Source organism: Dictyobacter aurantiacus (assembly GCF_003967515.1).
GTDB lineage: Bacteria > Chloroflexota > Ktedonobacteria > Ktedonobacterales > Ktedonobacteraceae > Dictyobacter > Dictyobacter aurantiacus.
Window position 1 is genome coordinate 693,121 of record NZ_BIFQ01000002.1, and the last position, 23,804, is coordinate 716,924.

A 23,804-nucleotide genomic window follows, 5' to 3' on the forward strand; every position below is an offset into this window, starting at 1 on the left:
TGCGAGGATCAAAGCCTCTCTGCCACATCTGCCATCGCTCTGCTACATGCTCACAACGATACCAGCCAATGCTCTTTCTTAATCGTAGCCTTCTACTATTATAGGGGATATTTGGCATCTGTGCCATGCGTCTTTGTCAACTGGTAAATTGGGGAGGTACAGCAGAGGTTTGCCCCCCTACTGTACCTCCCCAATTTACCAGTTGACAAACTATGAACAACCATTTACACTTGATAGTAAACGTTTTCTATTTTGAATGGGGAAGCATCTTGTAGGAGGACTACAGGAGGAAGGAATGTAAATTATGGCGACACAGAGAATAGGCATCATTATGAATGGTGTCACGGGACGTATGGGGACCAATCAACACCTGGTTCGTTCGATCGTGGCAATACGTTCTCAGGGTGGGATCGCTCTACCGGGAGGCGATACGCTGATGCCAGATCCCATTCTGGTAGGACGCTCAGAGCATAAGCTGCGGACGCTGACCGAGGCCTATGGCATCGAGCGCTGGAGCACCGATCTGGACGCCTGCCTGGCAGACGCCGAGGATACAATCTATTTCGATGCCCAGACCACCACGCGGCGCGCCGAGGCGATTCGCGCGGCCATTCAGGCGGGCAAGCATATCTACTGCGAGAAGCCCATCGCCACCGATACCGCGACGGCGCTGGAACTGGCCCAGATGGCCGATCGCGCCGGGGTCAAGCATGGCGTAGTGCAGGACAAGCTCTTCCTGCCGGGCCTGCTCAAGCTCAAGCGCGTCATCGATAGTGGCTTCTTCGGGCGCATCTTGTCGGTGCGCGGCGAATTCGGCTACTGGGTCTTTGAAGGAGACTGGCAGACGGCCCAGCGTCCCTCCTGGAACTACCGCAAGGAGGAGGGCGGCGGCATCATCGTCGACATGGTCTGCCACTGGCAATACGTGCTCAGCAACCTGTTCGGTCGCATCACCGGTGTCTCCTGCCTGGGAACGACCCATATCCCCGAGCGCGTCGACGAGCAGGGACAGTCCTATGCCAGCACGGCCGATGACGCAGCCTATAGCACCTTCGAGATCGAAAACGGCATCATCGCCCACTTCAATTCCTCCTGGGCGGTACGCGTCTACCGCGATGAGCTGTTGAGCATCCAGGTGGACGGCACCCACGGCAGCGCGGTCGCCGGTCTGCGCGAGTGCAAGGTGCAGAGCCGCGTCAACACGCCGCGCGCCATCTGGAATCCCGATGTGCCCAACCCCATCAATTTCCGCGAGAACTGGATGGATGTGCCGGACAATGGAACCTTCGAGAATGGCTTCAAGGCGCAGTGGGAGCTCTTTTTAAGGCATGTGGCTCTGGACGAGCCGTTCCGCTGGAATCTATACGAGGGCGCCAAAGGCGTACAGCTGGCGGAGCTGGCGCTGCAATCCTGGGCCGAGCGCCGCTGGCTTGATATCCCGCAGCTCGCCGGAAGCAGGGAGGCGTAAGCAATGGTCAGAAAACTGCTACTTCCCGCTGAAGACGGTACGCTGCTCACATACAGCGCAGGCGAGGCCAGTCCGTTTCCCAAGACGGCCCCGGTGCCGCGCAGCCGCGTGGCCTATGCCGCCGCCCACGTGGTGCTGGACGCACAGGCATCCGAGCCTGACCAGATCGATTGGGAGGCCACGCTGGCTTATCGCCACCATCTGTGGTCGCTGGGACTGGCCGTGGCGGAAGCGATGGATACCTCGCAGCGCGGCATGGGACTGAGCTGGGCGCAGGCGCAGCAGTTGATCCAGCGCTCGATCAGCGAGGCCCGCTCCCATCCGGGAGCACGCGTCGCCTGCGGTGCCGGCACAGACCAGCTGGCGCCATCCCCAGCGGTCACGCTTGAGCAGGTCAGGCAAGCCTATGAGGAACAGTGCGGCTTCGTCGAGTCCGCCGGCGGGCGCATCATCCTGATGGCTAGCCGCGCCCTGGCCGCCTGCGCGCGTACACCGGAAGACTATATGCAGGTCTACGACCACATCCTCTCGCAGGTCGCGCAGCCGGTGATTATCCACTGGCTAGGCGACATGTTTGATCCCGCCCTGGCCGGTTACTGGGGCTCATCCGACCTGGACGCGGCCATGGAGAGCTGTCTGGTGATCATCAAACGCCACGCAAGCAAGGTCGATGGCGTCAAAATCTCTCTGCTGGATGCCGAGCGTGAGATCGCTATGCGCCGCCTGCTCCCCGAGGGCGTCAAGATGTATACCGGCGACGACTTCAACTACGCCGATCTGATGCTGGGAGACGAGCAGGGACATAGCCACGCGCTGCTGGGCATCTTCGACGCCATCGCCCCCGCCGCCTCGGCCGCCCTGCAGCAGTTAGACGCCGGCAACATCGAACGATATATGGAGATACTCGCCCCGACCGTGCCACTATCGCGCCACATCTTCCAGGCGCCCACCTATAACTATAAGGCCGGCATCGTCTTCCTGGCCTACCTCAACGGCCACCAGGACCACTTCAAGATGGTGGCTGGACTGGAAAGCGCGCGTCCGCTGTCGCACCTGGCACGACTGTTTGTGCTGGCGGACCAGGCCCGGCTGCTGGTTGATCCCGACGTGGCCAGCGAACGCATGCACGCCATCTTGCTCCAGGCCGGTATCGAACAAGAAGGGGGAATACGCTGATGCAGCAACACGAGCTACGCGATCTGACACGCTTAAGCCTGAATCAGGCCACCATCGACCAGTGGGACGCGCGGGCCGCCATCGAAGGCTGCCAGCGAGCCGGGATCCCCTGGATCGGCCTCTGGCGCGACAAGGTGGCGCGCACCGGACTGTCCGAGACGGCGCGCCTGGTGCGCGAGACGGGCATTCAGGTCTCCAGTCTCTGTCGCGGCGGCTGGTTTCCAGCTGCCACGGCGACCGAACGCCAGACCCGCATCGACGATAACAAAAGGGCCATCGAGGAGGCCGCCGAGCTACAGACAAAGGTGCTGGTGCTGGTATGTGGTCCCGCCCCCGATCGTGATATCCAGGCCGCGCGCGAGATGGTCGAGGATGCCCTGACACAGATCCTGCCCTTCGCCCACCAGCACGGCATCTCGCTGGGCATCGAGCCGCTGCACCCCATGTATGCCGCCGACCGCTCGGTCATCACCAGCCTGGCCGAGGCCAACCAGATCGTCGAAAAGTTCAACGACGCGCACCTGGGAGTCGTCATTGATACCTTCCACGTCTGGTGGGACGTCTCCGTGTATGAGCAGATCGCCCGCGCCAGCGGCCATATTCTGGGCTTCCACATCAGCGACTGGCTGGTCCCCTTGCCCGACGTCCTGCTGGGTCGTGGCATGATGGGCGACGGCGTCATCGAGCTACGCAAGCTACGCCAGGCCGTCGATGCCGCCGGATACCAGGGTCCCATCGAGGTCGAGATCTTCAACCGGGCTATCTGGAACCTGCCCGGCGACGACGTACTCGACATCATGAAGCGCCGCTACCTCGAACACGTTTAAAAAAAGCGAACACGCCCCCGCCAGCCTGACAGAAAAATGGAACATTCTGTCACTTTTAGCTGATCTCAGCCGTGTCAAATGGAAGTGAAAAAGAAGGGAAAAGGAAGGAAGAGGATGTCGCTCGAAACACGTCTGAACGAGAGAACTGGTGGGGACGTCGATACACGAAGAACGGACTCTACAGCCATTATCGCTAAATGGGTAAGAAGGTGCGGGATTCCGCTGTCGATACTGGCCTGGACCGCGGTGGTCGCATTGATTTTGTGGGGGGCTGGTCATATCGCGCGTACGCTGCTGATCCTGGCCATCGCGGCCCTGGTCGCCTTTGCCATTACGCCATTGGTAAAGATCTTCCAGCGCGTGATGCCACGCGCCCTGGCTATCCTGATCGTTTATCTGCTGGTGCTCGGTGGCATTAGCCTGCTGCTTTATCTGGTTGTCAATACAGCGGTTCATCAGGGGGTGGCGCTGGCCAAACAGGCGCGCGACCTGTTTGGACCTGGCGGACAACAACAATTGCGCGCATTAGAGCAACCACTTATCTCATTGGGAATCTCCGCCGATCAGCTCAATGCGTTGCCGCGGCAGGTTTTTTCGCGTGTTGGTGGCGCGGCCAGTAGCGCGGTCCCACTCCTGCTAAGCTTCTTTGACTTCCTGCTGGACACGATCATTATCGCGGTAATGAGCATCTATCTCCTCCTCGATGGAGGACGGGTAAGCCGCTGGCTGCGCACCAATATGCCGGTAATGGAGCGCAATCGTACTAACTTTCTGCTTGATACCCTGCAACGCATTGTAGGGGGATATATTCGTGGGCAATTGCTGCTTTCGACGCTGATTGGCCTGCTGGTCGGCGTCGGCATGACGCTGTTTCACGTTCCCTACGCCGTCTTACTAGGCGTGCTGGCGTTTATCCTGGAATTTATCCCTGTGCTGGGAACGCTGGTTTCGGGCGCCATTTGCGTGCTGCTGGCGCTGACCCAGGGCTGGCTGATCGCGCTGGGGGTGCTGCTCTACTTTGTCGTCGTGCATGTACTTGAGGGCGATATTGTTGGACCACGTATCGTAGGTAAGGCGGTCGGACTACACCCGGTGGTGTCGCTGGCGGCCCTGGTCGCGGGTTCGGAGCTCTTCGGCATCTGGGGCGCCCTCTTTGCCTCTCCTGTCGCTGGCGTCATTCAGGCGATCATCATCGCCCTATGGTCCGAGTGGCGCTCACGTCATCCCGACCAGTTCCCCGGCCAAAAAGAGCTCGCCGAACAGATCAATAAAAACACCACCGATAAACCCATCGACCCCCCAAATTGACCCCCCGTCCCTCGCCCATAGGTTCGGACCTCGCGTCCGATTAACAGATGCGCGGCAAGGGATCGCCGACGAGCATGTCGAGGACGCGAGTGCCGCCGATGTCGGTACGCAGGAAGACCATGCCGGGGAATTCGGCCTGGACAGTGCCGATAACCGCGGCTTCCCGTCCCAGTGGATGGGCGCGCAGGGCTCTGAGCGCCTCCTGCTCAGCTTCGGGAGCTATGAAGGCCAGTAGCTTGCCTTCGTTGGCGATGGTGAGGGCGTCGAGGCCCAGGATCTCGCAGGCGCCGCGCACACCCTCGTGGACGGGGATGGCCCGCTCGTCGAGGGCGATGGAGACCTCGGCGCTGAGCGCCACCTCGTTGAGCGCGGTCGCTACCCCTCCACGCGTGGGGTCCTTCAGACAGTGCAGCCTGGTGCCGATGCGATCGAGCAGGGCAGCCACCAGTGTATGCAGAGCGGCGCTATCACTGCTGACCTCGGTCTCGATATCCAGCTCTTCACGGGCCAGCATGATGGCGATGCCGTGGTCGCCGACCGAACCACTTAATAAGACGCGATCGCCCGGCGCCACCAGCGCCTGCCCCAGATTGGCGGAGGCGCGCACACTGCCGACTCCAGCCGTATTAATGAAAATGCCATCGGCCTTGGCGCGCTGTACCACCTTGGTATCCCCCGTCACGATCAACACCCCGGCCTCATGGGCCGCCCGCGCCATCGAGTCCACGATGCGCTGCAGGTGCTCGATGGCGAACCCCTCCTCCAGGATGATGCCGGCCGAGAGATACAGCGGGTCCGCCCCGGCCATAGCCAGGTCGTTGATGGTGCCGTGCACAGCCAGCCGGCCGATATCTCCGCCAGCGAAGAAGAGGGGATTGACCACATAGGAGTCGGTGGTAAAGGCCAGCCGCTGGTCCCCGAGCGTGATGGTAGCGGAATCTTCCATGCGATCCAGGATGGTATTGGCGAAGGCGGGCGCGAAGATGCCCTCGATTAGATTGTGGGTGGCTTTGCCACCGCTGCCATGGCTGAGCGTGACATGGTCGTCGCGCAGATAGAACTTATGCCGTCGCGCCTGCCGCGCCCGCTCAATCTTTGACAGGACCTCACTGCTCTGTGTGGACTGCTTGTCCATCGCTTATACCTCCATCCAATACGGCAAAAGCCGGGGCAAGCCCGGCACCTACGGGGAAACCTACCCGCCTGGGGACGGGAAGCCGGGGCAAGCCCGGCACCTACGGGCTTTCCTGCGCGGACATGGCGGGCATCACATTGAGCCGGTGTCGCTCGGCGGCCATTGAAAAGCGGCCATAGTTAAAGTAGGCCGCGCAGGCTCCCTCGGGAGAGACCATGCAGGTCCCGATCGGCGTCTCCGGCGTACAGGCGGTCCCAAACACCTTGCACTCCCACGGCTTGATGACGCCCTTGAGCACCTCACCACACTGGCAGGCCTTGGGATCGGCGACGCGCAGGCCTGGCACCTCGAAGCGCAGTTCGGCATCCCACCGCGCGAACTCGGGGCGTAGCTTCAACGCGCTCTGCGTGATAAAGCCCAGGCCGCGCCACTCAAAGAATGGGCGCAGTTCCATGGTGCGCGCCATTGCTTCAAGCGCCTTGACGTTCCCCTCGGGCTGCACCACGCGCGCGTATTGATTCTCGACCTCCGAGCGGCCCTCGCAGATCTGTTGCACCAACATATGCACGGACTGGATGATATCCAGCGGCTCAAAGCCGGCCACCACGATCGGCTTGCGATGCTGACGCGCGATGAAGGTGTAGGGGCGCAGTCCGATCACCATCGTGACGTGCCCCGGTCCCACAAAGCCATCCAGGCGCAGATCCGGCGAATCCAGGATCGCCTTGATAGCGGGAATGATGGTAACATGGTTGCAGAACACCGAGAAGTTCTTGATCCCTTCGGCCTGTGCCCGCAGCAGGGTCACGGCCGTGGAGGGTGCGGTCGTCTCAAAGCCGATAGCGAAAAAGACAACCTGCTTATCGGGATACTGCCGCGCCAGCTTGAGGGCGTCCAACGGTGAATAGACAAAACGCACATCGGCCCCCTCGGCCCTGGCATCCAGCAGACTGCCATGTGAGCCAGGAACGCGCATCATATCCCCGAAGGTAGTAAAGATGACGTTCTCCATATGGGCGATGGAGATGGCATCATCGACGCGTCCCATTGGCAGCACGCAGACGGGGCAGCCGGGACCATGAATGAGATCGATATTGGGTGGCAGGATATCTTCGATACCGTGCTTATAGATCGTATGCGTATGGCCGCCACAGACCTCCATAAACTTCAGGTGCCGACCATCGCTCAGGCGCGCGATATCATCCGCGATACGCTTCGCCAGCTTTGAGTCGCGATATTCATCAACGTACTTCACTGATCCTTCTCCTTATCTATCCACATCGGGCCGGGCAGCCTCGCATAGAAAACCTATGCTCACTTATGTATCATCGGGCTGGTCGAGTAAGGCATGTACCATTTCTAAGATGGCATGATAGGCCGTGGCCTGCGCCTCCTGGATGCGCGGAATATGGTCGCAGGGAGCGGTAATACAGATGTCGACGTCGGGCGAACGCGAGACCTTGCCACCATCGTAGCCAGACATGGCGATGGTCAGCATCTCCTGCCGCTTCGCCTGCTCAAGCGCCTGCAAGATATTGGCCGAGTTGCCGCTGGTTGAGATGCCCACGGCGATATCACCCGGCTTGCCCAGGGCGATAATCTGGCGCGTAAATATGGTGGGGAAACCGACGTCGTTGCCCAGCGCGGTAATCACCGCGATGTCGTTGGTCAGGGACACGGCCGGCAGGGGACGCCAGTGCGCGAACGGTGGATTGACCAGTTCGGTCACCAGGTCCTGGGCGTCGGTGGCGCTGCCGCCGTTGCCGAAGGCGAAGAGGGTGGCCCCAAGTCGAAAGGCACGAGCCATCGCCGCGCCGGCCTCTACTATGCGCTCACCCGAGAGGGCACGCATCTGATGACGCAGGGTGACGATCTCATGGCACTTGTCCAGCGTCGAATAGCGCACCTGCTCGATGACCGCGGCCCGGTCAACCTTCTCACCTTCAAACAGATAGGGATAAAACATCTGATCGTAGCGGCTACCGCCTTCAGGCATGATGAGCCTCCTCCCTTTCCTCCTCCGCGGAACAGCGTTCCAGGGCCACGCCAGCGTGAACCAGCAGCAGGTCACCCGGACGCACCCGCTCCAGCAGGCTGATATCAACCTCTTCAATATTAAGCAGATCAACCGCCACCGTGGCCGTTCCTGCCTCCGGCTTCACAGCCACGACCCGGACCTTGATGGCTTCGTCCGAGCAGGTGAGGCAATGCCGCTCCTCATCCAGCACACAGCTCTCTTCGGGTCGCACGCTGACACGATGAGCATGGTCATGTTCACTCATTGCAGTACTCCTTCATGCTCAAAAAAGACGTGTACGAGCTCCCATAGAACATGATAAAGGGTCTCGTGGGTCTCCTGGATAGCCAGAGGATCGGCACTGGGAACTACAAAGCAGTAGTCGAGAAAGGCGTCTCTGGCCTTCAGCGGCATACACTCTTCGCCGGGTATAATCACGTGGCGCGCCATGTGCCCGCCATCGTTGCCACAGAGTCCGATAGTCAGCAGGCCCATCTCGTGAGCCTTGTACAGGGCGCTATTCACATTGGCGCAGTTGCCATCGACCGAAAAGCCCATGGCGATATCCTGCGGACGCGCCAGCACACCGATAAGGCGGGCGAAAGCCCCCTCAGGATGCTCGGTCGTGGCGTGCATGCCACTGAGGGTGGCGCTATCATTGGTCAGGGCCAGGGCCGGCAACGCCCGCTTACCAACGATTACCGGATGTACGAACTCCACCGCCACGTGTTGCGCGTCGGTGGCCCAGGAACCGTTGCCGAAGGCCAGCAGGCGACCGCTCAGGTGGAAACGGCGTGCCATCGACCAGCAGGCCTCGGCGATATGCTCGGCCTCAACCGTAAAAAAGGTCTCTGGTACGGTCGTGCTCTGGCTCACACGCGCATCCAGGATCGCCATCAAATTGACTGTCATAGTCCCACCCGCCTTCCTCACTCTATCTGGCTCTTATTAAACATCGCCAGTTCATCTGTATAGGGATCGCCCATCAACTGCAGCGCCTTTTGCGTCTCCTGCGCCTCTCTTTCATTGATCTTGCTCATGGCGAAACCAACGTGGACTAACACCCAATCACCAGGCTCGATCCCCTCCAGTCGCACCAGGGCGACGCTGACGTTGCGCTTCACCCCCGATACCTCGACCTTCGCGATATCCAGGTTATCATCCACAATCTCCACGATGCGCCCCGGAATTCCAAGACACATAACCTTCCTCCTTCATGTATGTACGCGTAAAAAGCCGGGGCAAGCCCGGCACCTACGTTTTTTTGGATGTGTGTCCGATCGTCTCCAACCAATCGCACCAGGCGTCCAGCCCCGCGCCGGTGCGGCAACTGAGCTCAAAAATCTGGAGCTGAGGGTTGACGGCCAGGGCGAAGCGCCTGACGGTCTCCAGGTCATAATCGACATAGGGCAGCAGGTCGACCTTGTTGATGACCATAACCTGCGACGAGGCGAACATGGCCGGATATTTGGCGGGCTTGTCATCTCCCTCGGTGGTGCTGACCACGATCACCTTGAGATCCTCACCCAAATACCAGTCGGCGGGACAGACCAGGTTGCCGACGTTTTCGATCACCAGCAGGTCGAGGGAGTCCAGGTCGAGCTCCTGCAACGCCAGCTGGATCATATGCGCCTCCAGGTGGCAGATGCCCTGCGTAATGATCTGCACCGCCTGGGCACCAGCCGCCTTGATGCGCTCAGCGTCGGCGCTGGTCTCCACATCACCCTCGATCACACCAATGGCGAGCCGCGGACGTAGACGCCGGATGGTCTGCTCCAGCAGCGTAGTCTTGCCCGCTCCGGCCGAGCTCATCAGGTTGAGTGTACAAATTTTCCGCTCCACGAGCTGATGATGGATGTCACGGGCGATGCGCTCATTGGCGGCCAGAATATTCTGTACGATCGGCACATTGGGCATACTAACCATCGCCTCCCTCTCGCGTAGTGGAGTTGTCAATCTCCATGTCCTGGATCATAAATTCGGTGCCCGAGAGCACATCGGCCTCCCAGCAGTCGCAGGTCGGACACTGCATGATGCATTGCACGACATGGAATTCCTGGCCACAGTGGCGACAGCGCGCCCGGTGCGGCACGATATCGATCGCCAGCCGCGCCCCGCTCAGCAGGGGCTGCGCGTCAGAGACGACATCAAAGCAGAAGCGCAGCGCATCGGTATCGACAGCATTGGCCTCGCCGATCCTGACATGGATGCTTTTGATACTCGTTGCCTGGTAGAGCACGGCCTGTTCGGTCACAACGCCGGCGATAGCGTCGGCAATTGAAAGTTCATGCATAACGTTTTCTCTAGCTATCACCTGTATGAGCTACAATGTTACGTGATTACATGGATCGTATACGTAAATAACGCCGGATATCTGGCAATTGAATACCTACGATAAACAGGGCAAGGCCCAGCAGCAGAGCTATCAGTAGCGGTATGTTAAGGCGAAGTGTAACCATAATGCGCCTCCTCCAAGGGCAGAACGAGGTCTGAAGTAACGCTCAGTTTGTCGATGAGTTGATCGATCATGGCGATGGCGGCCGGGATCATGGCCTGGACGGGCTCGCTCAGGCCTATGGCGAGTTCCTCGTCGTTAGTGTTCAGCGTGACCGGCTCACATCCGATGAGCAGGGTGTGGATAGGACGCGCTCCGATGGTGCGCGCGAAGGCCAGCACTTTCATCGGGTCCATGTTATGCGCGTCCAGAAAGCATTCTCGCGCCTCCGCTGGCTGTTGGGACAGCGGGTCAGGCTCGATCAGATAGAGCGTACCCGGCGCCCCTCCATGCGAGACGGTATCCACCAGGATCAATTCGTCGTAGTCTTCCAGCAGGGTGTAGGCCAGATCCAGGCCGCGAATACCGAAATCCACCACCGTAACATTGGCGGGATTTTGCCGTGCCAGCAGGCGTTGGGCGACCTCAACGCCAAAGCCATCATCGCCGAAGAAGATATTGCCGATGCCGGCGACCAGGATTTTTCTCCGCTGCCCAGCATGGGCCTGTTCGTTCATACGAACTCCTCCTCCACCAGCTCAACTTCTGAGGGATAAAAGAAGAAGCGATGGCCGGGCAGGACACGATCCTCCTCCTGCTCATTGCCCGGATCATCTTCCAGTGTGACCACCAGATACATACGATCCTCGAAGTCCTGCTTGATCTCTTCGACGCGTGCCATCCTGCTTTCCAGCAGCATATCAAACGCGTCGGCTTTGGCTCGGGGATGCAGTCGTACGCGATCTCCCGGCCTGGCCACGCCGCCAATGACGCTCACAATAGGTTCAAATTGATTCATCATTTATCTTTTCCTCCCTCATCGGGCTGCAAGCCTTCATACTTCCGAAGCACGCCATGTAGCTTCAGCAACTGTTCCGTTGACAGCGACTCGGTCCGCTCTAAGATGGCACGTGCGCGCTCATCGCCATGCCTGAGCTCCTCTTTCTCATCATCCGATAGGGTCATCATACGCAGGGTCAACAGTTCATCGATCTCGGTACCATCGAAGAAGGTACCCGCGCTTTCGGGTGCGATCTGTGGATAGTCATACAGGATAATGGGCGATGAGAGGATGGCGCTGTGTTCACCAGCGTCACCGATCAGGACCGGCCAGGTGTGCTCGTTCTGACAGGACTGCGCCGCCGCCTCTACATGCACGGGTGGGTCCAGCAGGGAAAAGAACTGTCCCCGCTCAATCTGCAAGATGGTATGGGTAGAGACAAACGAGTGGAGCAGGACCGCTTCACGCTGTTCAGGATCGACACCGATCAGCGGGGTAGTATTTTCAATGCCGACGCGCAACCTGTAGACCGCGTCCGCAATCGGATAGGCCACGATACGCATGCGGCCACAGATATCTTGCTGCTCGCGCGTCGCGGAAATAATAGCAGCGTCACAGGAAGTCGTCGAAACATAGCGACCAGAAAAATCAATCGGCGCCAGCAGCGGCTGACTCAGGATATCCTGTAACTTTATCTCTGATAGCACCACTTCTCGCGCCACACCCTCCTCCCACTCATCCTGCATCTGCCGTTCAACCGGAAACTCATGCGGTGTTAAAGATGACGGATGATCATCCTGCACCACGCTATTCAACAGAAGATGTAGGAAGCGCGCCGAGATGGTCAGCCGGGTCTGTGGGCCTCCCTGCAACAGGCACTCGGTCTGCATATGCCATGGTTCTTTCCCGCGCTTCGCCATGCTATACGCACGCGGATAGAGCACGCCGAAGTTCCAGCGCTGCCGATTCTTAATGGCCGAGCGGCGATAGGGATAGAGCAGATAGCCCTCATAGAGCACGGCATCGGCGATCTCTTTGATCTGTTCTATCTTCATGGCCGCACCTCCTCCTGACCGGCCTGTGCCAGCAGCATGGTCAGTGCCTCCTCCCAGCTGGATTGCCCATGTTCCACCTTATAGCGATAGAGCTGATCAAAGACATCTTTGCGGACGCGTATCCAGGCGCTATTGGGGTAGTAGTGCCCGATCATATCGTGCCAGAGCGAGACCGGCATGCGGTAGCTGGCCTCTTTAGACCACGGGACGCGGCTGACCTGCAGCCGCTGCCGCTCATCCTGATAGAAAATAGTGCCGCTGAACAGGAAGAGGAGCGGGACGCGACCCTCCTGCAGCGCATCCAGGTATTTAGTGCTCACCACCTCAAAGTCATAGGTGCAGGTAACCGGAAGCGTAACCGTGATACGCTCGTCAAAGGCGGGAACGACGATGTTGATGTGCTGCCAGAGCAGGTTGCGCAGGGTCTCATGCCAGCGTCCGGGGATGCCAAACACATCCTGCAGGCGCTCCTGCTCCTCGTGTCCATAACGCCGCTGGGGCGCAACGATCTGCAGCTGACAGCGCAAGGAGATGCTAGAGATCAGCTCACCGGGAACCTGATTGGTGATCGCCAGCTTAAAACCCAGCGTTGGTACAGCCGCGAACGGGATAATTTCGGCCGCCGTGACTTCAAATGTGAGATCTGGCATGCAATGATCCTTTCGACTCTGAAGGATGCCTCCACACGATCGCCTTCGCCTCAATGGTCTCAAAATAGGTGTTGATATCTTGCCATACGGTGGCGCCGCCGCTGAAGCCGCGCCAGCTACGACGGATCAGACCGACCAGCTGATAGCAGCTATCGATCGGCACCAGGTAATAGCGATACGGAGCCGTAATGCGCTGAATGAGCAGGGCCTCGACCTCGGGCCTCATCTCGGCCAGCAGCGGATTATCGTGCTGCAAAGGCCGCCACTGACTCTCGTCCAGCAACGACTCGATGGCCCCGGCGGGTCCCGGATAGAAGGCGATCAAGCGCTGATCGGGTCCGGCATCGGTCCGGACGAGGAAAGCCATGTTGACAGGGATCAGCAGCTCATTCCAGGCGCTTTCGCTGAGCGCAAAGTCCTCCAGCAACAGATAGCGCTCAGGGATCAGCAGGTATCTGCCGGCCCCGGCGCCCTCCCGGCTCATCAGCAGCGAACAGGCGGTGCAGACGCAGCGCACGGAGCGGCTGGAGCGTTCCCACAGGTGCCGGTGCTGCTCCGCCAGCCCCTCACCACACAGCTCGCATGGTCCGACTGTTGAAGCGGATCGCTCGATGGGATCGCGCATAAACTGGCGCAACCTGTGCAGAGGCACGCGTGCCTGCTCGGTGTCCATGGTTAATCCTCCCCCGTTCCGGTTGATACGGCCGGCTTCGGCTTACGGCGCCGCTTCGGCATAAAAGTAACGGGATGAGAAGAGCCTTGCTCCTTGGTATTCACGATCACATCATCCAGTTCAGGAGCCACCTTATAGACCGCGTCCTCAAGCTCACGCACCAGGTCCGAACAGCCATTGCCGCTTCCCATCATTTTGAAATAGGCCACGCCCTGCTCGATGCGTACCAGCTCGACATCACCCCCATGCGCCTGCAGCGAAGGACGCACCTCCTTCAACGCACCCAGAACACGCGTACGCGTATCGACGGGGTGCAAACCATGCAGCAGCAGCAGCGGACCCACCAGATCGTCCGCGCCAAACTGCTCGATGATGGCCGCGCCGCACTCCCCATGCCGCCCGATCAACGCCAGCATACGCGTCAGACCCTCCCCATACATCGCCATCGTACACTGAACCAGCTCCTGCACCGCAGCACGCACCCCCTGATCCTCGAAAGCCGCCACCTGCTGGACCAACGACTCCATACGTTCAACCTGCTGCTGATCCTTATCCTGTTGCATATTCAACCCTTTTCTTCTTTCCCACCGAAGGCGCCCGCCGGGGCAACACGTTCAATGTATCACGTTGGTGGGACGTGCGCGCCCGGGTACGGGGCCGCTTTGCGGCAAGCGCCCGCAAGGGGCGCACCTACGGACATCATCCCCTTATAAGGGGTGGTGCAGGAGGGCGGCCAGCCCTCCTGCCGGGTTTGGATATCCACCCCAAATTCTCCTCTCTAGCGGGGGGTGCAGGAGGGCGGCCAGCCCTCCTACCGGGTTTGGATATCCACCCCAAATTCTCCTCTCTAGCGGGGGGTGCAGGAGAGCCGGCGAGGCCCTCCTGCCGGGGTTTGGGGTGTCCCCAATTTCCCCATCTCTCTTCCCCCGCCATAGGCAGGAAACACCCACATGGTCTCAAAAGCGGGGGGTGCAGGAGGGCCGGCGAGGCCCTCCTGCCGGGGTTTGGGGTGTCCCCAATTTCCCCTTTTATTCTCTCCCCGCCGTAGGCGGGGGCAGCCCCGTGAGGGGCATTACGGCGCTGGCGGCGCCATACCAAAGGTTGGCGAATGCACAACCTGCAACTCCCTCCCTTTGCCCAGGTACATATGGACCCCACATGGCAGGCAGGGATCAAAGCTGCGCACAGCGCGCATAATATCAATACCTTTAAAGTTATCAGGCCCATTCTCCTCGAAGATAGGCGTGTTCTGTACGGCATCTTCGTATGGTCCCGGTGTACCATAGACGTCGCGCGGATTGGCGTTCCAGGGCGTGGGCGGATAGGGATGGTAGTTGGCGATCTTGCCATCGCGAATCACCACGTGATGGGAGAGGACGCCACGTACCGCCTCATGGAAACCGCAGCCGATAGATTCCTGCGGCACCTTGAAGTCCGACCACGTTTTGGTGCGACCGGCGCGTACCTCGGTCAGCGCCTTCTCGACAAAGTAGAGGGCCGCCGCCGCCGCGTAGGCCTGGAAGTAGGTGCGGGCGCGATCGCGCTCCAGCGCGTTGCTCCACTGCGGAATCTTCCACTCCAGCTCCATCTCAGGCTTCAGAGCCGTCTTCGGCAGCGTAATCTTCACGCTGTGGCCGGTCGCCCGGATGCCCTCAATATTGACCAGGCCGGCCAGGGCGGTCGTCCACAGGCGGGCGATGGGACCACCACCCGTATCGAGGGCCAGGTACTTGTTGGTCTGATTATCGTACCAGCGCGGCGACATCACCCAGCTATAATTAGCATCGAAGTCGCGCTTCTGCGGATGCGGCAGCGTGGTCTGGTTCCAGGGATGGCGCTTATCGATCGGATTGCCCAGCGGATCATGACTGACGAAGGTCGGCATATTCTCCCAATCGTCATAGTAGGAGCTGCCCAGCAGGATGCGCATCCCCAGGTTGATGTCGAGCAAGCTGGTCGTGCGCAGCTTGCCATCGATGACGATGCCCGGCGTCACATACATGGCCCGGCCCCAGTCCTCCATATGTTCGTACTTATAATCACAGATGGATGGATCCTGGAAGGCGCCCCAGCACCCTAGCAACACCTGGCGCTGTCCCACCTTTTCATAGCCGGGCAGAGCCTCGTAGAAGAAGTCGAACAGATCATCGTGCATCGGCACGACCTTCTTCATGAACTCGACATATTTCATCAATCTGACAAGGTAATCGGTAAACACCTGGACGGTGGCCACGGTGCCGACGCCGCCGGGATAGAGCGTCGAAGGATGGACGTGGCGTCCCTCCATCAGGCAGAACTTCTCACGCGTCATGCGACTCATCTGCAGCGACTCGCGATAGAACTCGCCGCTAAAGGGATTGAGCGAACGCATGATGTCGGCGATGGTACGATAGCCGTGCAGATGGGCGTGTGGCGCCTCGGCCTTCTCAGCTTTGGCCAGTACCGATGGATTGGTCTCCTTCACCATCTGCTCACAGAAGTCTACGCCCACCAGGTTGTCTTGATAGATGCAGTGGTCGAACATGTATTCGGCCGCCTCGCCCAGGTTAATAATCCAGTCCCCGATCGGCGGCGGCTTGACGCCAAAGGCCATATTCTGCGCGTAGACCGCGCAGGTCGCATGGTTATCGCCGCAGATGCCGCAGATGCGGCTGGTAATAAAGTGCGCGTCGCGCGGATCTTTCCCCTGCATGAACAGGCTATATCCTCTAAAGATCGAAGAGGTGCTATGGCATTCCACCACCTGGCGCTGCTTAAAATCGATCTTTGTATAGATGCCCAGGCTACCAACGATACGCGTAATCGGGTCCCAGGACATCTCCACCAGCTGCGGTGGAACGACATGTGGTTCGCGTCGTTTAAATTCGGTGCTCACGTTGCTGTTTTCTCCTTTTACCCGCACTTGCGTGGAGCATCTTAAGCACTACTTCCACACTGGTTGATAGCCTGTCCTGAGCTCCGGACCCGGACGACGCCACGACGGCTCTTTGTTCAGCGTATCATTGGTGAACTGGCGCAGCGAGCGGATCACGCGGCCATAGGAGCTTATAACATTCGAAGAAAGCTTACACCCCGGTGGCTCATCCATAAACGGCATAAACTTGTCGGGAAAGCCCGGCATGGTGCAGCCAATACAGATGCCACCCACATTCGGGCAGCCGCCGATACCAGCCATCCAACCACGCTTGGGAACGTTGCACTGCACAACGGGCCCCCAGCAGCCCAGCCGCACAATACACTTGGGAGAACCATATTCGGTGGCGAAATCGCCCTGCTCAAAGTAGCCCGCGCGATCGCAACCCTCATGAACCGTCTTTTCAAACAGCCACTTCGGGCGCAGGGCATCATCCAGGGGAATAGTGGGTGCTAGACCGGCCGCCTGATAGAGCAGGTAGAGAAGCGTCTCCATGAAGTTATCGGGCTGAACGGGACAGCCGGGAACGCACACGATCGGGTTGCCAGCTGGTGATTTCCAGTGCCAGCCCAGGTAATCGGGCAGGCCCATGGCGCCCGTGGGATTACCCTCCATGGCATGGATGCCACCGTAGGTTGCACAGGTACCGGCGGCAATCACCGCCCAGGCCTTCGGCGCCAGGCGATCGATCCACTGCGTAGTCGGAATCGGCTGACCACTCTCATCCGTGCCCAGCGCGGCCCAGTATCCCTCCGTTTTAATCTTCTCATTGGGGATCGATCCCTCGACCACCAGCACAAAGGGGTCCAACTCACCGCGCTCAGCCTTATACCACCAGCCCATGAAATTCTCGCCGGTCTCATAGGCCAGCACGGGATTGTGCAAATACACTTTCGGTAAACCGGGGATCGCACCCAGAAGCACATCTTCGATGGCTGGCTGACTGGCAGCGGTGACCGAGATGGTATCACCATCGCAGCTCAGACCGGCCGTCATCCAGATGATGTGTACTTCTTCCACACGAGCTCTGGTGACCATGATCTATCCATCCTCTTTCTCTGTCACACATACTCATCCACATAAACGCAAGCGTACTAGCAACTAGTTGTACTGTTGAGCGTATGGCATTATCTATACAGATAACGGATGGCTATCGAGCTACAATGGACGCGATTAAGAAGAGGAAACTGCTCGGGTCTTATTTACAACGAAAGCAAGCATACAGAAAGACATTACACTACGCCTCTCACAATGTCAAGAACCGTCTCATGCATAAATTCTCATGTATTCAACGTCATGCATGGGCCAATGTCCCCCAAGGAGAAACGCCCCGTACCCGGCCGGTTCGGCACCTCATGGATGTGGCCTCGACCCACACGGTGCTTTTGGGTTCGTGTGCGGAACATTGGCCTGGAGGTACCACGTGTGCCACCTTGTAAGATAGGGGAAGCGGTGTCGTGAGGATACGGGGGCTGCCGCCGCTGGCGCTGGCAGCCCGGTCGACCGTTGAAGGTCGACCTTACAGAGGCGTTTCGCATTGGGGGTGCAAGGCGATTTTGATGTCGACGGCGCAGATGTTCTGGGGGCTGGCGAGCAGGGGGTTGATGTCGATGGATTGGATGAAGTCGTAGTCCTGCATCAGGTACTGGATGGCTGTGAGGATGTCGATGATGCGCTGGAGGTCGATCGGCTGCTGGCCGCGTACGCCTTTGAGGATGGGGGCAATGTGCGTTTCAAGGATCATGTCGAGCATGGCGCCGCGTTCAAGGGGAGCGACGCGTCTGACGACGTCGCCCAGCAGTTCAGCGTAGATGCCGCCGCTACCAAAGAGCAGGATGGTGCCGAAGTTGTCGTCGCGCGTGGCTCCCACGATCAAGGGGATGCCGCCTGCAACATATTTCTGGACGCAGATGGCGCCGTCCACGATCTGGTGCTCGCGCATGAGCGCCTCCAATCGATAGTATGCTTCACGCAACTCTATTTCATTGTTGATGCTGGTAATAACGGCACCGATATCAGACCTATGCAGCAGGGTGGGCGCGACGATTTTGAGCACGCATGGATACCCGATAGACGATCGTACACAGAGCACCGCCTGGTCCACTTGCCGGCAGACATAGCTCTCGGGGATCGCGATATGGTAGCGGCGCGCTATTTCATCTACGCTGGTCTGCGGCAAAGAACTGAGATTCAGGGCGCGGGCCTGCTGATAGAGCTCATCAATCGCGGCATGGTGCTGCTCATAATAGGGACTCTTGAGTGGCGGCGTGGGCAGGTTATAGGCCGTTCGCTGCCGATAACCCGCGTACCAGGTCATGGCGGCCAGCACATCAATCGCCGTTTCAGGAAAGTGATAGGCGGGGACCTTCTTTTCGGCCAGCAGCTTGAGTCCCTTCTCAACCAGGGTGCCGCCGATAAAAGCAGCCACAATCGGCTTCCCATGCTTCTTCATGGCCCCAATATACGCCGCCGTCTTCTCGATCTCAGTCATCACCTGGGGTGTCAGAATCACGAGCAGCGAGGAGACATCTTCCTCCTGCAGGACCGTCTCCATAGCCTGCAGATAGCGCTCCGATAAGGCATCGCCAATGACATCAACGGGATTGTGGATGCTGGCGGTCCGTGGTAGCAGCTGACGCAGCACATCCTGTGTCGCCGGGCTCAGATCGGCCAGTTCTAATCCCTTCTCGATCAGGGTATCGCTCGCTACCACGGCGGCTCCCCCGGCATTGCTGACGATAGCGACCCGGTTAAAGGTCGGCAGTGGCAGCCAGGCAAAGGCTTTGAGCGTATGGAACAGGTCCCCGATCGTCTCAACCACAATGTAGCCGTATTGCTGGAGGGCAGCCTTCGTCAATGGATAGCCACCGGCCAGGGCGCCGGTATGGGATCGGATGGCCTCGGCTGCCACTTCGCTGCGTCCCGCCTTCAAGACGATCGCCGGCCGCCGGCAATTATATTGCTGGCCAAGCTGCAGAAAGCGCCTGCCATCCTTGATATCCTCCAGGTAGCAGGCGATCAATCGGTCGTCGCGCAGGCGCTCCAGAAAGTAATTCTCATCCAGGTCCGCCTTGTTGCCCAGAGAAACAAAGTAATGCAGACCTATGTGATTAGTACCGATCCAGTCTAGAAAAGAGGTCCCCAGCGCACCGGATTGGGAGATAAAGGAGATGGGCTCGTAGGCGGGGAAGCTGGCGGCAAACGAGGCGTTGAGGGAACTGGCAGCGTCGATCAGTCCCAGGCAATTGGGACCCAGCAGGCGCGTGCTGGACCCCGCGATGATCTCCCGCAACTCTTGTTCGCGACTGGCGCCCGATTCACCGCTTTCTTTAAAGCCAGCTGAGATTACAATCACCAGTGGAATCGCCTTGCGGACGCATTCACGTAGTACCGGAGGAACGGCCTCCCCCGGCACAGCGATCACCGCCAGGTCGATGTCCCTGGGCACCTCGCTCACCCGCGTATAGGTCTTGATGCCCAGGATGGTCTGCGCATGAAGGCTGATTGGATAGATGGCACCCCGAAAATGATACTGCACCAGATTTTGAACGATGGTATAGCCCAGCTTGTGTGGATTCCCTGAAGCCCCGATCACCGCCACCGACCGCAGGTCAAAAAGCGCTCTCACCATATCGTTATGCCCCTGCTCTGCGAACCATCCCTGGATACTTACTATCCTTCCGACCAGTTATCGCTGCCGCAGGAGAAGCAGTAACGCGCCCCCTCGACCTCAACGTGCGGCGCGCCACACTTTGGGCAGAGCTTGACCAGCCTGGCGCCACAGTAGACACAATAGGTCCAGTTGGATAGCACCTCATGCTTGCAGGAAAGGCAGAGCCGGGTCTGTGCCGCCGGATGCACCGCGTAACGCTCGCCCAGGGAAATATGATGACCAAAGTGTCCCATATGCATCAATTCAGGGTCCAACACCTCCGGCTGATAGGCTGTGGCAACCACCACCATTGATCCCAGCCGATCATAGCTGTCCAGTTCAACCAACAGCTGGCGCTGCACCACCACGCCATGCTCGGGCTGCTCAAAGCGCGCGACCGCATCCAGATCTTCTATCACCACCAGGCAAGGATGCCAGTGCCGCCCCAGTTCAAAAGTCGCCTTGACCATATTGCGGCACGTCTTCACAAGGTCAGAACGCTCAAAAGTAGGATACTCCCGCTCTAGCCACGCCAGGTCATCCTCATCTACCCGGCCATTCACCTGGGCATTGATCAGATCAACCAACCTCGGCAACGAGAGCGAAACCATTGAGATGCCGGCCTCTCCGGCAATGGCCTGGACCAGCAAGCTACGCTCGGTACAGGGATGGCCGATCAGCAACGTTTCATCGATATCAACGACATGGGCGCGTTGATAGAGCTGTGACCAGCGTAGATAATTCACCAGATGGCGTAACTCCTGCTTGGTCGCGCTGGCCCCCTGGATATCCGCGAAGGTAACGGTTGGCCGCTCACACTTGATGATCGGCAGGTTAGAAGAGTGCCTGCCGGAACGCTTATATTCACGGACCCTGGCCTGAATCAATTGATCCATCGTGTTGGTATACGCGACACCACTTTCTTCTATCAGGTATGATGGGATAGCATCCGAGGGTGAATGCAACAGCGCCAGCATGGGCTGCACCTGCGGATGGCGCAGCACGGCCAGCGTCATATGATCGGGGCGCACCTGCAGGCAGCGGCGCTGCGTAGCAAAGTTCATAGCCCAATCCAGACAGTCCTGGGCCGCCGCTGAAGGAGGAAGCGCAGAATCACCGGCTACCTGTTCCCCTCCCCTACCCACAATATCGGCCGCCGTACGCCGCAAGGCTCGCATATCCATCCCCAACAGGCTAAAGATCTCCTCGATCTTGTCATCTTTGAGACGTAAAATACTGAGCAAAAGATGCTCGGGATGATATTCAGGAGCCTGCATCCGTGCCGCTTCACGGCGGGCACCCTCAATCACGGCATCAATCTCGGGAGCAAGTGCCACATGCTCCTGCTCCTGTATAATTTCGACCATTGCTGCCTCCTTGACAATCTATCCCCCCTCATCTTCTTTTATAAGCATTCCATGCAAACAATGCACAGCACGCATACGATAGAGGGAGCCACACAACTATTTTGTAGCGGGCATGTCATTACCCTACTTATCGCATCACGTCCCCACAGCCGAATTTGTAACAGCTTAATTGTCGCTCCATGCAGCCTCTAAAGCATGGCAACAAACAATCAAGAGGCCAATAAAAAGCTATAAGAAAAACATACGGAACCGGAGCATGCCGCAGCAACGCCAGAAGATCGCCAGCGGAGGCAGGAGCGCAGAGGTCAGAGCCATCTCAAAAACGTGACGAGGGGTGCGCGCCGTCTTGTGCAGACGCTGGATGCACAGGCGCGCGGTCATATAGAGCCAGGCGGCCACGCAGATCAATGCCAGGGGCCACAGCCCCAGGATAAGGGCCGCCAGCAACAGGAGTAGGACACCGAGGATACAGTAGTAATTCCAGAGCGGCCGGGACTGGATGCGCTTCCGATAGAGATCGGGATGCTTCTTGCACAGCAAGGCATCATACAGGCCCTTCCTCTGCAGCCGCAGGCTCATGCCCCAACGCGCCGGACGCACCGGATGCATGACGATGGCATCAGGTGCTTTGATGCCATGCAGACCATGTTCGAGCAGGGTAAAGTAGAGGTCGCTATCCTCGCACCAGGAGGCCCGGAAACGGGTATCGAAACCATCCAGTTGCCGCAGGACGCTGCGTCGATAGAAGCAGTTGGCTGTCACAAATTCGGACTGGCTCAGTTGGGAGACGCTATATTCGTATTCGGTATAGTCATGCTGCAAAGGGACCACGATCTTGCCGGAGACCGCGGCCACATCGTCGCTAAAGGCCGCCACCCCGGCCTTCAACCAGCTTAACTCGGGAATACAATCGTCGTCGATAAAGGCGATCAGTTCGCTGCGAGCCCGCTGCCAACCAGCGTTGCGGGCGGCGGCCGGTCCATGCGGCGCCAACTCCACAGGCACATACACGATCTCGTATCCATCCTGATGCGTCCGCTGCCGCCATTCCTCAACCTGCTGGCGCGTCCGCTGACTATTGGCATCATCAACGATGATAATCTCATACTCGCCCGGCGCGAATTCCAGGCTGAGCAGTGCCCGCAGGCACCGCTCCAGGTACGCATAGCGTTTATAGGTCGGAACAACAACAGAAACCTTCGGTATCATAGGCGCGCCTGTGTTTCTCGAACAGCGATAACAATTATCGGGACCCTGGCATGGGCAAACCGGAACCAGCCACACGTCTGCTTGCTCTTATAACCCTATTATAAAGCATTATCGCTCCGATTTTCATCATCAGGACGAGGCCGCAACGTAGGGGGCGCATTGAACGCGCTATACTTGATGTCGGCATTAGAGGCGCCATTACGCATCAGAATAGCGAGTGCCTCATCCTGATCAACATCAGACTTGATGGTAACGATCGTGTTCCCATTCTCCAGCGCGCGCTGATAGAATCTGGCATCCTCCTGCGAAAAACCAATACTGCTCAGGATACCAAGAGCGCCACCCGCTGTAGCGCCCAGCGCCGCGCCGCCCAGCGTCGCCGCCAGCACGCCCCCGGCTATCGCGGGTCCAAAGCCAGGGATCAGCAAAGAGGCAGCGGCACCCAGCAGACCCCCCAGCACACCACCACTCACGGCACCCGTCGCCGCCGGCCGCCCCACATCCTCAACTCCAACATCTGGATTAGCATCGGCCCGTACTACAAAGCCTATCCGATCATCGTTATAGCCCGCACCTTTAAGCTCATCGATCGCTTTGCGAGCCTGATCCTGGCTGGCGAACACCCCCACCACAATAGAGTTCTGTGTCATCGCCATAACAACACCTCTCTTTCCCTAAACGTAATAGCATCAAACATCTTTATTAATCGCGTTACTGCTTTGTCAAACTTCGTTTGATGGATTGTTCGCCCGCTACGCGGGCGAGAGGGGGAGGAGTTGCCGGGGGCACAGCCCCCGAACCCCCAGTCAAGGGGCTAGCCGCTTGATCATGCCCCCGGCATGCTCGCTTGCATCCCCGCTCCCCCATCAAATGAACTTTGACAGAACACTAAGCACTACCATCAAACACTTTATTGGTTTATTGGTGTTGGTGCGACAGGGGCGCGGATGCGCCCCTGTCGCACCAACACCAATAAACCAGCGCGGCCGCGCAAGCGGCCGCCCGAGCGGCGGCGCTCAAGCAAACCCATAAAAAGTGTGTCTGACACTTTCCCCCTTATTACAACACGGTTATGCTG

At 58.9% G+C, this 23,804-nt stretch carries 25 protein-coding genes; 4 read left to right on the forward strand and 21 right to left on the reverse strand.

Features of this window, described 5'->3' with window-relative positions; translation table 11 throughout:
• Positions 1–304 precede the first annotated feature (304 nt).
• The 4 genes from KTT_RS27765 (at position 305) to KTT_RS27780 (ending at position 4,779) form a co-directional block, all read left to right on the forward strand.
• Positions 305–1,468 (forward strand): Gfo/Idh/MocA family protein, encoded by a 1,164-nt coding sequence (locus tag KTT_RS27765; protein WP_126600957.1) that lies wholly within the window; start codon positions 305–307, stop codon positions 1,466–1,468.
• A gap of 3 nt (positions 1,469–1,471) precedes the next feature.
• On the forward strand, positions 1,472–2,644 hold the full coding sequence (locus KTT_RS27770; protein WP_126600958.1) for a dihydrodipicolinate synthase family protein: 1,173 nt from the start codon (positions 1,472–1,474) through the stop codon (positions 2,642–2,644).
• Complete coding sequence (locus tag KTT_RS27775; protein ID WP_126600959.1) at positions 2,644–3,471, forward strand: sugar phosphate isomerase/epimerase family protein; 828 nt, start codon at positions 2,644–2,646, stop codon at positions 3,469–3,471. Before KTT_RS27770 ends, KTT_RS27775 begins: the two co-directional genes overlap by 1 nt.
• Positions 3,472–3,585: 114 nt before the next feature.
• Positions 3,586–4,779, forward strand: a complete 1,194-nt coding sequence (locus tag KTT_RS27780; RefSeq protein ID WP_126600960.1) for an AI-2E family transporter — start codon at positions 3,586–3,588, stop codon at positions 4,777–4,779.
• A 40-nt stretch (positions 4,780–4,819) separates the two neighbouring features.
• On the opposite strand, the gene hypE is transcribed toward KTT_RS27780, so the two are convergent.
• The 21 genes from hypE to KTT_RS27880 all read right to left on the reverse strand — a co-directional run bounded on the left by hypE (position 4,820) and on the right by KTT_RS27880 (position 23,382).
• Positions 4,820–5,914 (reverse strand): hydrogenase expression/formation protein HypE, encoded by a 1,095-nt coding sequence (gene hypE, locus KTT_RS27785; protein WP_126600961.1) that lies wholly within the window; start codon positions 5,912–5,914, stop codon positions 4,820–4,822.
• Between the two features lie 100 nt (positions 5,915–6,014).
• Positions 6,015–7,169: a hydrogenase formation protein HypD gene (gene hypD / locus KTT_RS27790; RefSeq protein WP_126600962.1), complete on the reverse strand. Its 1,155-nt coding sequence runs from the start codon at positions 7,167–7,169 to the stop codon at positions 6,015–6,017.
• 63 nt (positions 7,170–7,232) lie between these two features.
• Positions 7,233–7,910: a D-sedoheptulose-7-phosphate isomerase gene (locus tag KTT_RS27795; RefSeq protein WP_126600963.1), complete on the reverse strand. Its 678-nt coding sequence runs from the start codon at positions 7,908–7,910 to the stop codon at positions 7,233–7,235.
• Positions 7,903–8,196: a HypC/HybG/HupF family hydrogenase formation chaperone gene (locus KTT_RS27800; protein ID WP_126600964.1), complete on the reverse strand. Its 294-nt coding sequence runs from the start codon at positions 8,194–8,196 to the stop codon at positions 7,903–7,905. Before KTT_RS27800 ends, KTT_RS27795 begins: the two co-directional genes overlap by 8 nt.
• Positions 8,193–8,843: a D-sedoheptulose-7-phosphate isomerase gene (locus KTT_RS27805; protein WP_126600965.1), complete on the reverse strand. Its 651-nt coding sequence runs from the start codon at positions 8,841–8,843 to the stop codon at positions 8,193–8,195. Before KTT_RS27805 ends, KTT_RS27800 begins: the two co-directional genes overlap by 4 nt.
• Positions 8,844–8,860: 17 nt before the next feature.
• Complete coding sequence (locus tag KTT_RS27810) at positions 8,861–9,133, reverse strand: HypC/HybG/HupF family hydrogenase formation chaperone (protein WP_126600966.1); 273 nt, start codon at positions 9,131–9,133, stop codon at positions 8,861–8,863.
• A 52-nt stretch (positions 9,134–9,185) separates the two neighbouring features.
• Positions 9,186–9,848, reverse strand: a complete 663-nt coding sequence (gene hypB, locus KTT_RS27815) for a hydrogenase nickel incorporation protein HypB (protein WP_126600967.1) — start codon at positions 9,846–9,848, stop codon at positions 9,186–9,188.
• Position 9,849: 1 nt separating this feature from the next.
• Complete coding sequence (hypA, locus tag KTT_RS27820) at positions 9,850–10,224, reverse strand: hydrogenase maturation nickel metallochaperone HypA (RefSeq protein ID WP_126600968.1); 375 nt, start codon at positions 10,222–10,224, stop codon at positions 9,850–9,852.
• A gap of 46 nt (positions 10,225–10,270) precedes the next feature.
• Positions 10,271–10,390 carry a DUF6893 family small protein gene (locus tag KTT_RS37810; protein WP_371864916.1) on the reverse strand — a complete coding sequence of 40 codons (120 nt, stop codon included), beginning with the start codon at positions 10,388–10,390 and terminating at the stop codon, positions 10,271–10,273.
• A complete protein-coding gene (locus KTT_RS27825) occupies positions 10,371–10,943 on the reverse strand; it encodes a hydrogenase maturation protease (protein ID WP_126600969.1) in 573 nt (190 codons plus the stop codon). Before KTT_RS27825 ends, KTT_RS37810 begins: the two co-directional genes overlap by 20 nt.
• Positions 10,940–11,227 (reverse strand): hypothetical protein, encoded by a 288-nt coding sequence (locus tag KTT_RS27830; protein WP_126600970.1) that lies wholly within the window; start codon positions 11,225–11,227, stop codon positions 10,940–10,942. The genes KTT_RS27825 and KTT_RS27830 overlap by 4 nt, the downstream gene beginning before the upstream one ends.
• Positions 11,224–12,261: a hypothetical protein gene (locus KTT_RS27835; protein WP_126600971.1), complete on the reverse strand. Its 1,038-nt coding sequence runs from the start codon at positions 12,259–12,261 to the stop codon at positions 11,224–11,226. The genes KTT_RS27830 and KTT_RS27835 overlap by 4 nt, the downstream gene beginning before the upstream one ends.
• Positions 12,258–12,911: a DUF6084 family protein gene (locus KTT_RS27840; protein ID WP_126600972.1), complete on the reverse strand. Its 654-nt coding sequence runs from the start codon at positions 12,909–12,911 to the stop codon at positions 12,258–12,260. The genes KTT_RS27835 and KTT_RS27840 overlap by 4 nt, the downstream gene beginning before the upstream one ends.
• The gene (locus tag KTT_RS27845; RefSeq protein WP_126600973.1) at positions 12,892–13,584 is read right to left on the reverse strand and encodes a DUF5947 family protein; all 693 of its coding nucleotides are present in this window, start codon (positions 13,582–13,584) and stop codon (positions 12,892–12,894) included. The genes KTT_RS27840 and KTT_RS27845 overlap by 20 nt, the downstream gene beginning before the upstream one ends.
• A gap of 2 nt (positions 13,585–13,586) precedes the next feature.
• Entirely contained in the window at positions 13,587–14,147 is a 561-nt protein-coding gene (locus KTT_RS27850; protein WP_126600974.1) for a NifU family protein, read from the reverse strand.
• A 509-nt stretch (positions 14,148–14,656) separates the two neighbouring features.
• Positions 14,657–16,402 carry a nickel-dependent hydrogenase large subunit gene (locus KTT_RS27855; RefSeq protein ID WP_126603187.1) on the reverse strand — a complete coding sequence of 582 codons (1,746 nt, stop codon included), beginning with the start codon at positions 16,400–16,402 and terminating at the stop codon, positions 14,657–14,659.
• 105 nt (positions 16,403–16,507) lie between these two features.
• A complete protein-coding gene (locus tag KTT_RS27860; RefSeq protein ID WP_126600975.1) occupies positions 16,508–17,536 on the reverse strand; it encodes an NADH-quinone oxidoreductase subunit B family protein in 1,029 nt (342 codons plus the stop codon).
• A gap of 481 nt (positions 17,537–18,017) precedes the next feature.
• The gene (locus tag KTT_RS27865) at positions 18,018–20,129 is read right to left on the reverse strand and encodes an acetate--CoA ligase family protein (protein WP_126600976.1); all 2,112 of its coding nucleotides are present in this window, start codon (positions 20,127–20,129) and stop codon (positions 18,018–18,020) included.
• Positions 20,130–20,170: 41 nt separating this feature from the next.
• Positions 20,171–21,517: an AAA family ATPase gene (locus tag KTT_RS27870; protein ID WP_126600977.1), complete on the reverse strand. Its 1,347-nt coding sequence runs from the start codon at positions 21,515–21,517 to the stop codon at positions 20,171–20,173.
• Between the two features lie 228 nt (positions 21,518–21,745).
• Positions 21,746–22,726, reverse strand: coding sequence for a glycosyltransferase family 2 protein (locus tag KTT_RS27875; RefSeq protein WP_126600978.1), 981 nt, complete (start codon positions 22,724–22,726; stop codon positions 21,746–21,748).
• A 98-nt stretch (positions 22,727–22,824) separates the two neighbouring features.
• The gene (locus KTT_RS27880) at positions 22,825–23,382 is read right to left on the reverse strand and encodes a general stress protein (RefSeq protein WP_126600979.1); all 558 of its coding nucleotides are present in this window, start codon (positions 23,380–23,382) and stop codon (positions 22,825–22,827) included.
• Between the last annotated feature and the right edge of the window lie 422 nt (positions 23,383–23,804).

Bases quoted from the DNA above. Each gene is read 5' to 3' on its own strand.
- KTT_RS27830 (WP_126600970.1), bottom strand. From the start codon at position 11,227: ATGATGAATCAATTTGAACCTATTGTGAGCGTCATTGGCGGCGTGGCC.
- KTT_RS37810 (WP_371864916.1), bottom strand. From the start codon at position 10,390: ATGGTTACACTTCGCCTTAACATACCGCTACTGATAGCTCTGCTGCTG.
- KTT_RS27850 (WP_126600974.1), bottom strand. From the start codon at position 14,147: ATGCAACAGGATAAGGATCAGCAGCAGGTTGAACGTATGGAGTCGTTG.
- KTT_RS27765 (WP_126600957.1), top strand. From the start codon at position 305: ATGGCGACACAGAGAATAGGCATCATTATGAATGGTGTCACGGGACGT.
- KTT_RS27865 (WP_126600976.1), bottom strand. From the start codon at position 20,129: ATGGTGAGAGCGCTTTTTGACCTGCGGTCGGTGGCGGTGATCGGGGCT.
- KTT_RS27845 (WP_126600973.1), bottom strand. From the start codon at position 13,584: ATGGACACCGAGCAGGCACGCGTGCCTCTGCACAGGTTGCGCCAGTTT.
- KTT_RS27795 (WP_126600963.1), bottom strand. From the start codon at position 7,910: ATGCCTGAAGGCGGTAGCCGCTACGATCAGATGTTTTATCCCTATCTG.
- KTT_RS27810 (WP_126600966.1), bottom strand. From the start codon at position 9,133: ATGTGTCTTGGAATTCCGGGGCGCATCGTGGAGATTGTGGATGATAAC.
- hypA (WP_126600968.1), bottom strand. From the start codon at position 10,224: ATGCATGAACTTTCAATTGCCGACGCTATCGCCGGCGTTGTGACCGAA.
- hypB (WP_126600967.1), bottom strand. From the start codon at position 9,848: ATGCCCAATGTGCCGATCGTACAGAATATTCTGGCCGCCAATGAGCGC.
- KTT_RS27840 (WP_126600972.1), bottom strand. From the start codon at position 12,911: ATGCCAGATCTCACATTTGAAGTCACGGCGGCCGAAATTATCCCGTTC.
- KTT_RS27855 (WP_126603187.1), bottom strand. From the start codon at position 16,402: ATGTCCTGGGACCCGATTACGCGTATCGTTGGTAGCCTGGGCATCTAT.
- KTT_RS27870 (WP_126600977.1), bottom strand. From the start codon at position 21,517: ATGGTCGAAATTATACAGGAGCAGGAGCATGTGGCACTTGCTCCCGAG.
- KTT_RS27805 (WP_126600965.1), bottom strand. From the start codon at position 8,843: ATGACAGTCAATTTGATGGCGATCCTGGATGCGCGTGTGAGCCAGAGC.
- KTT_RS27880 (WP_126600979.1), bottom strand. From the start codon at position 23,382: ATGGCGATGACACAGAACTCTATTGTGGTGGGGGTGTTCGCCAGCCAG.
- KTT_RS27825 (WP_126600969.1), bottom strand. From the start codon at position 10,943: ATGAACGAACAGGCCCATGCTGGGCAGCGGAGAAAAATCCTGGTCGCC.
- KTT_RS27770 (WP_126600958.1), top strand. From the start codon at position 1,472: ATGGTCAGAAAACTGCTACTTCCCGCTGAAGACGGTACGCTGCTCACA.
- KTT_RS27835 (WP_126600971.1), bottom strand. From the start codon at position 12,261: ATGAAGATAGAACAGATCAAAGAGATCGCCGATGCCGTGCTCTATGAG.
- KTT_RS27775 (WP_126600959.1), top strand. From the start codon at position 2,644: ATGCAGCAACACGAGCTACGCGATCTGACACGCTTAAGCCTGAATCAG.
- hypE (WP_126600961.1), bottom strand. From the start codon at position 5,914: ATGGACAAGCAGTCCACACAGAGCAGTGAGGTCCTGTCAAAGATTGAG.
- KTT_RS27860 (WP_126600975.1), bottom strand. From the start codon at position 17,536: ATGGTCACCAGAGCTCGTGTGGAAGAAGTACACATCATCTGGATGACG.
- KTT_RS27780 (WP_126600960.1), top strand. From the start codon at position 3,586: ATGTCGCTCGAAACACGTCTGAACGAGAGAACTGGTGGGGACGTCGAT.
- KTT_RS27875 (WP_126600978.1), bottom strand. From the start codon at position 22,726: ATGATACCGAAGGTTTCTGTTGTTGTTCCGACCTATAAACGCTATGCG.
- KTT_RS27800 (WP_126600964.1), bottom strand. From the start codon at position 8,196: ATGAGTGAACATGACCATGCTCATCGTGTCAGCGTGCGACCCGAAGAG.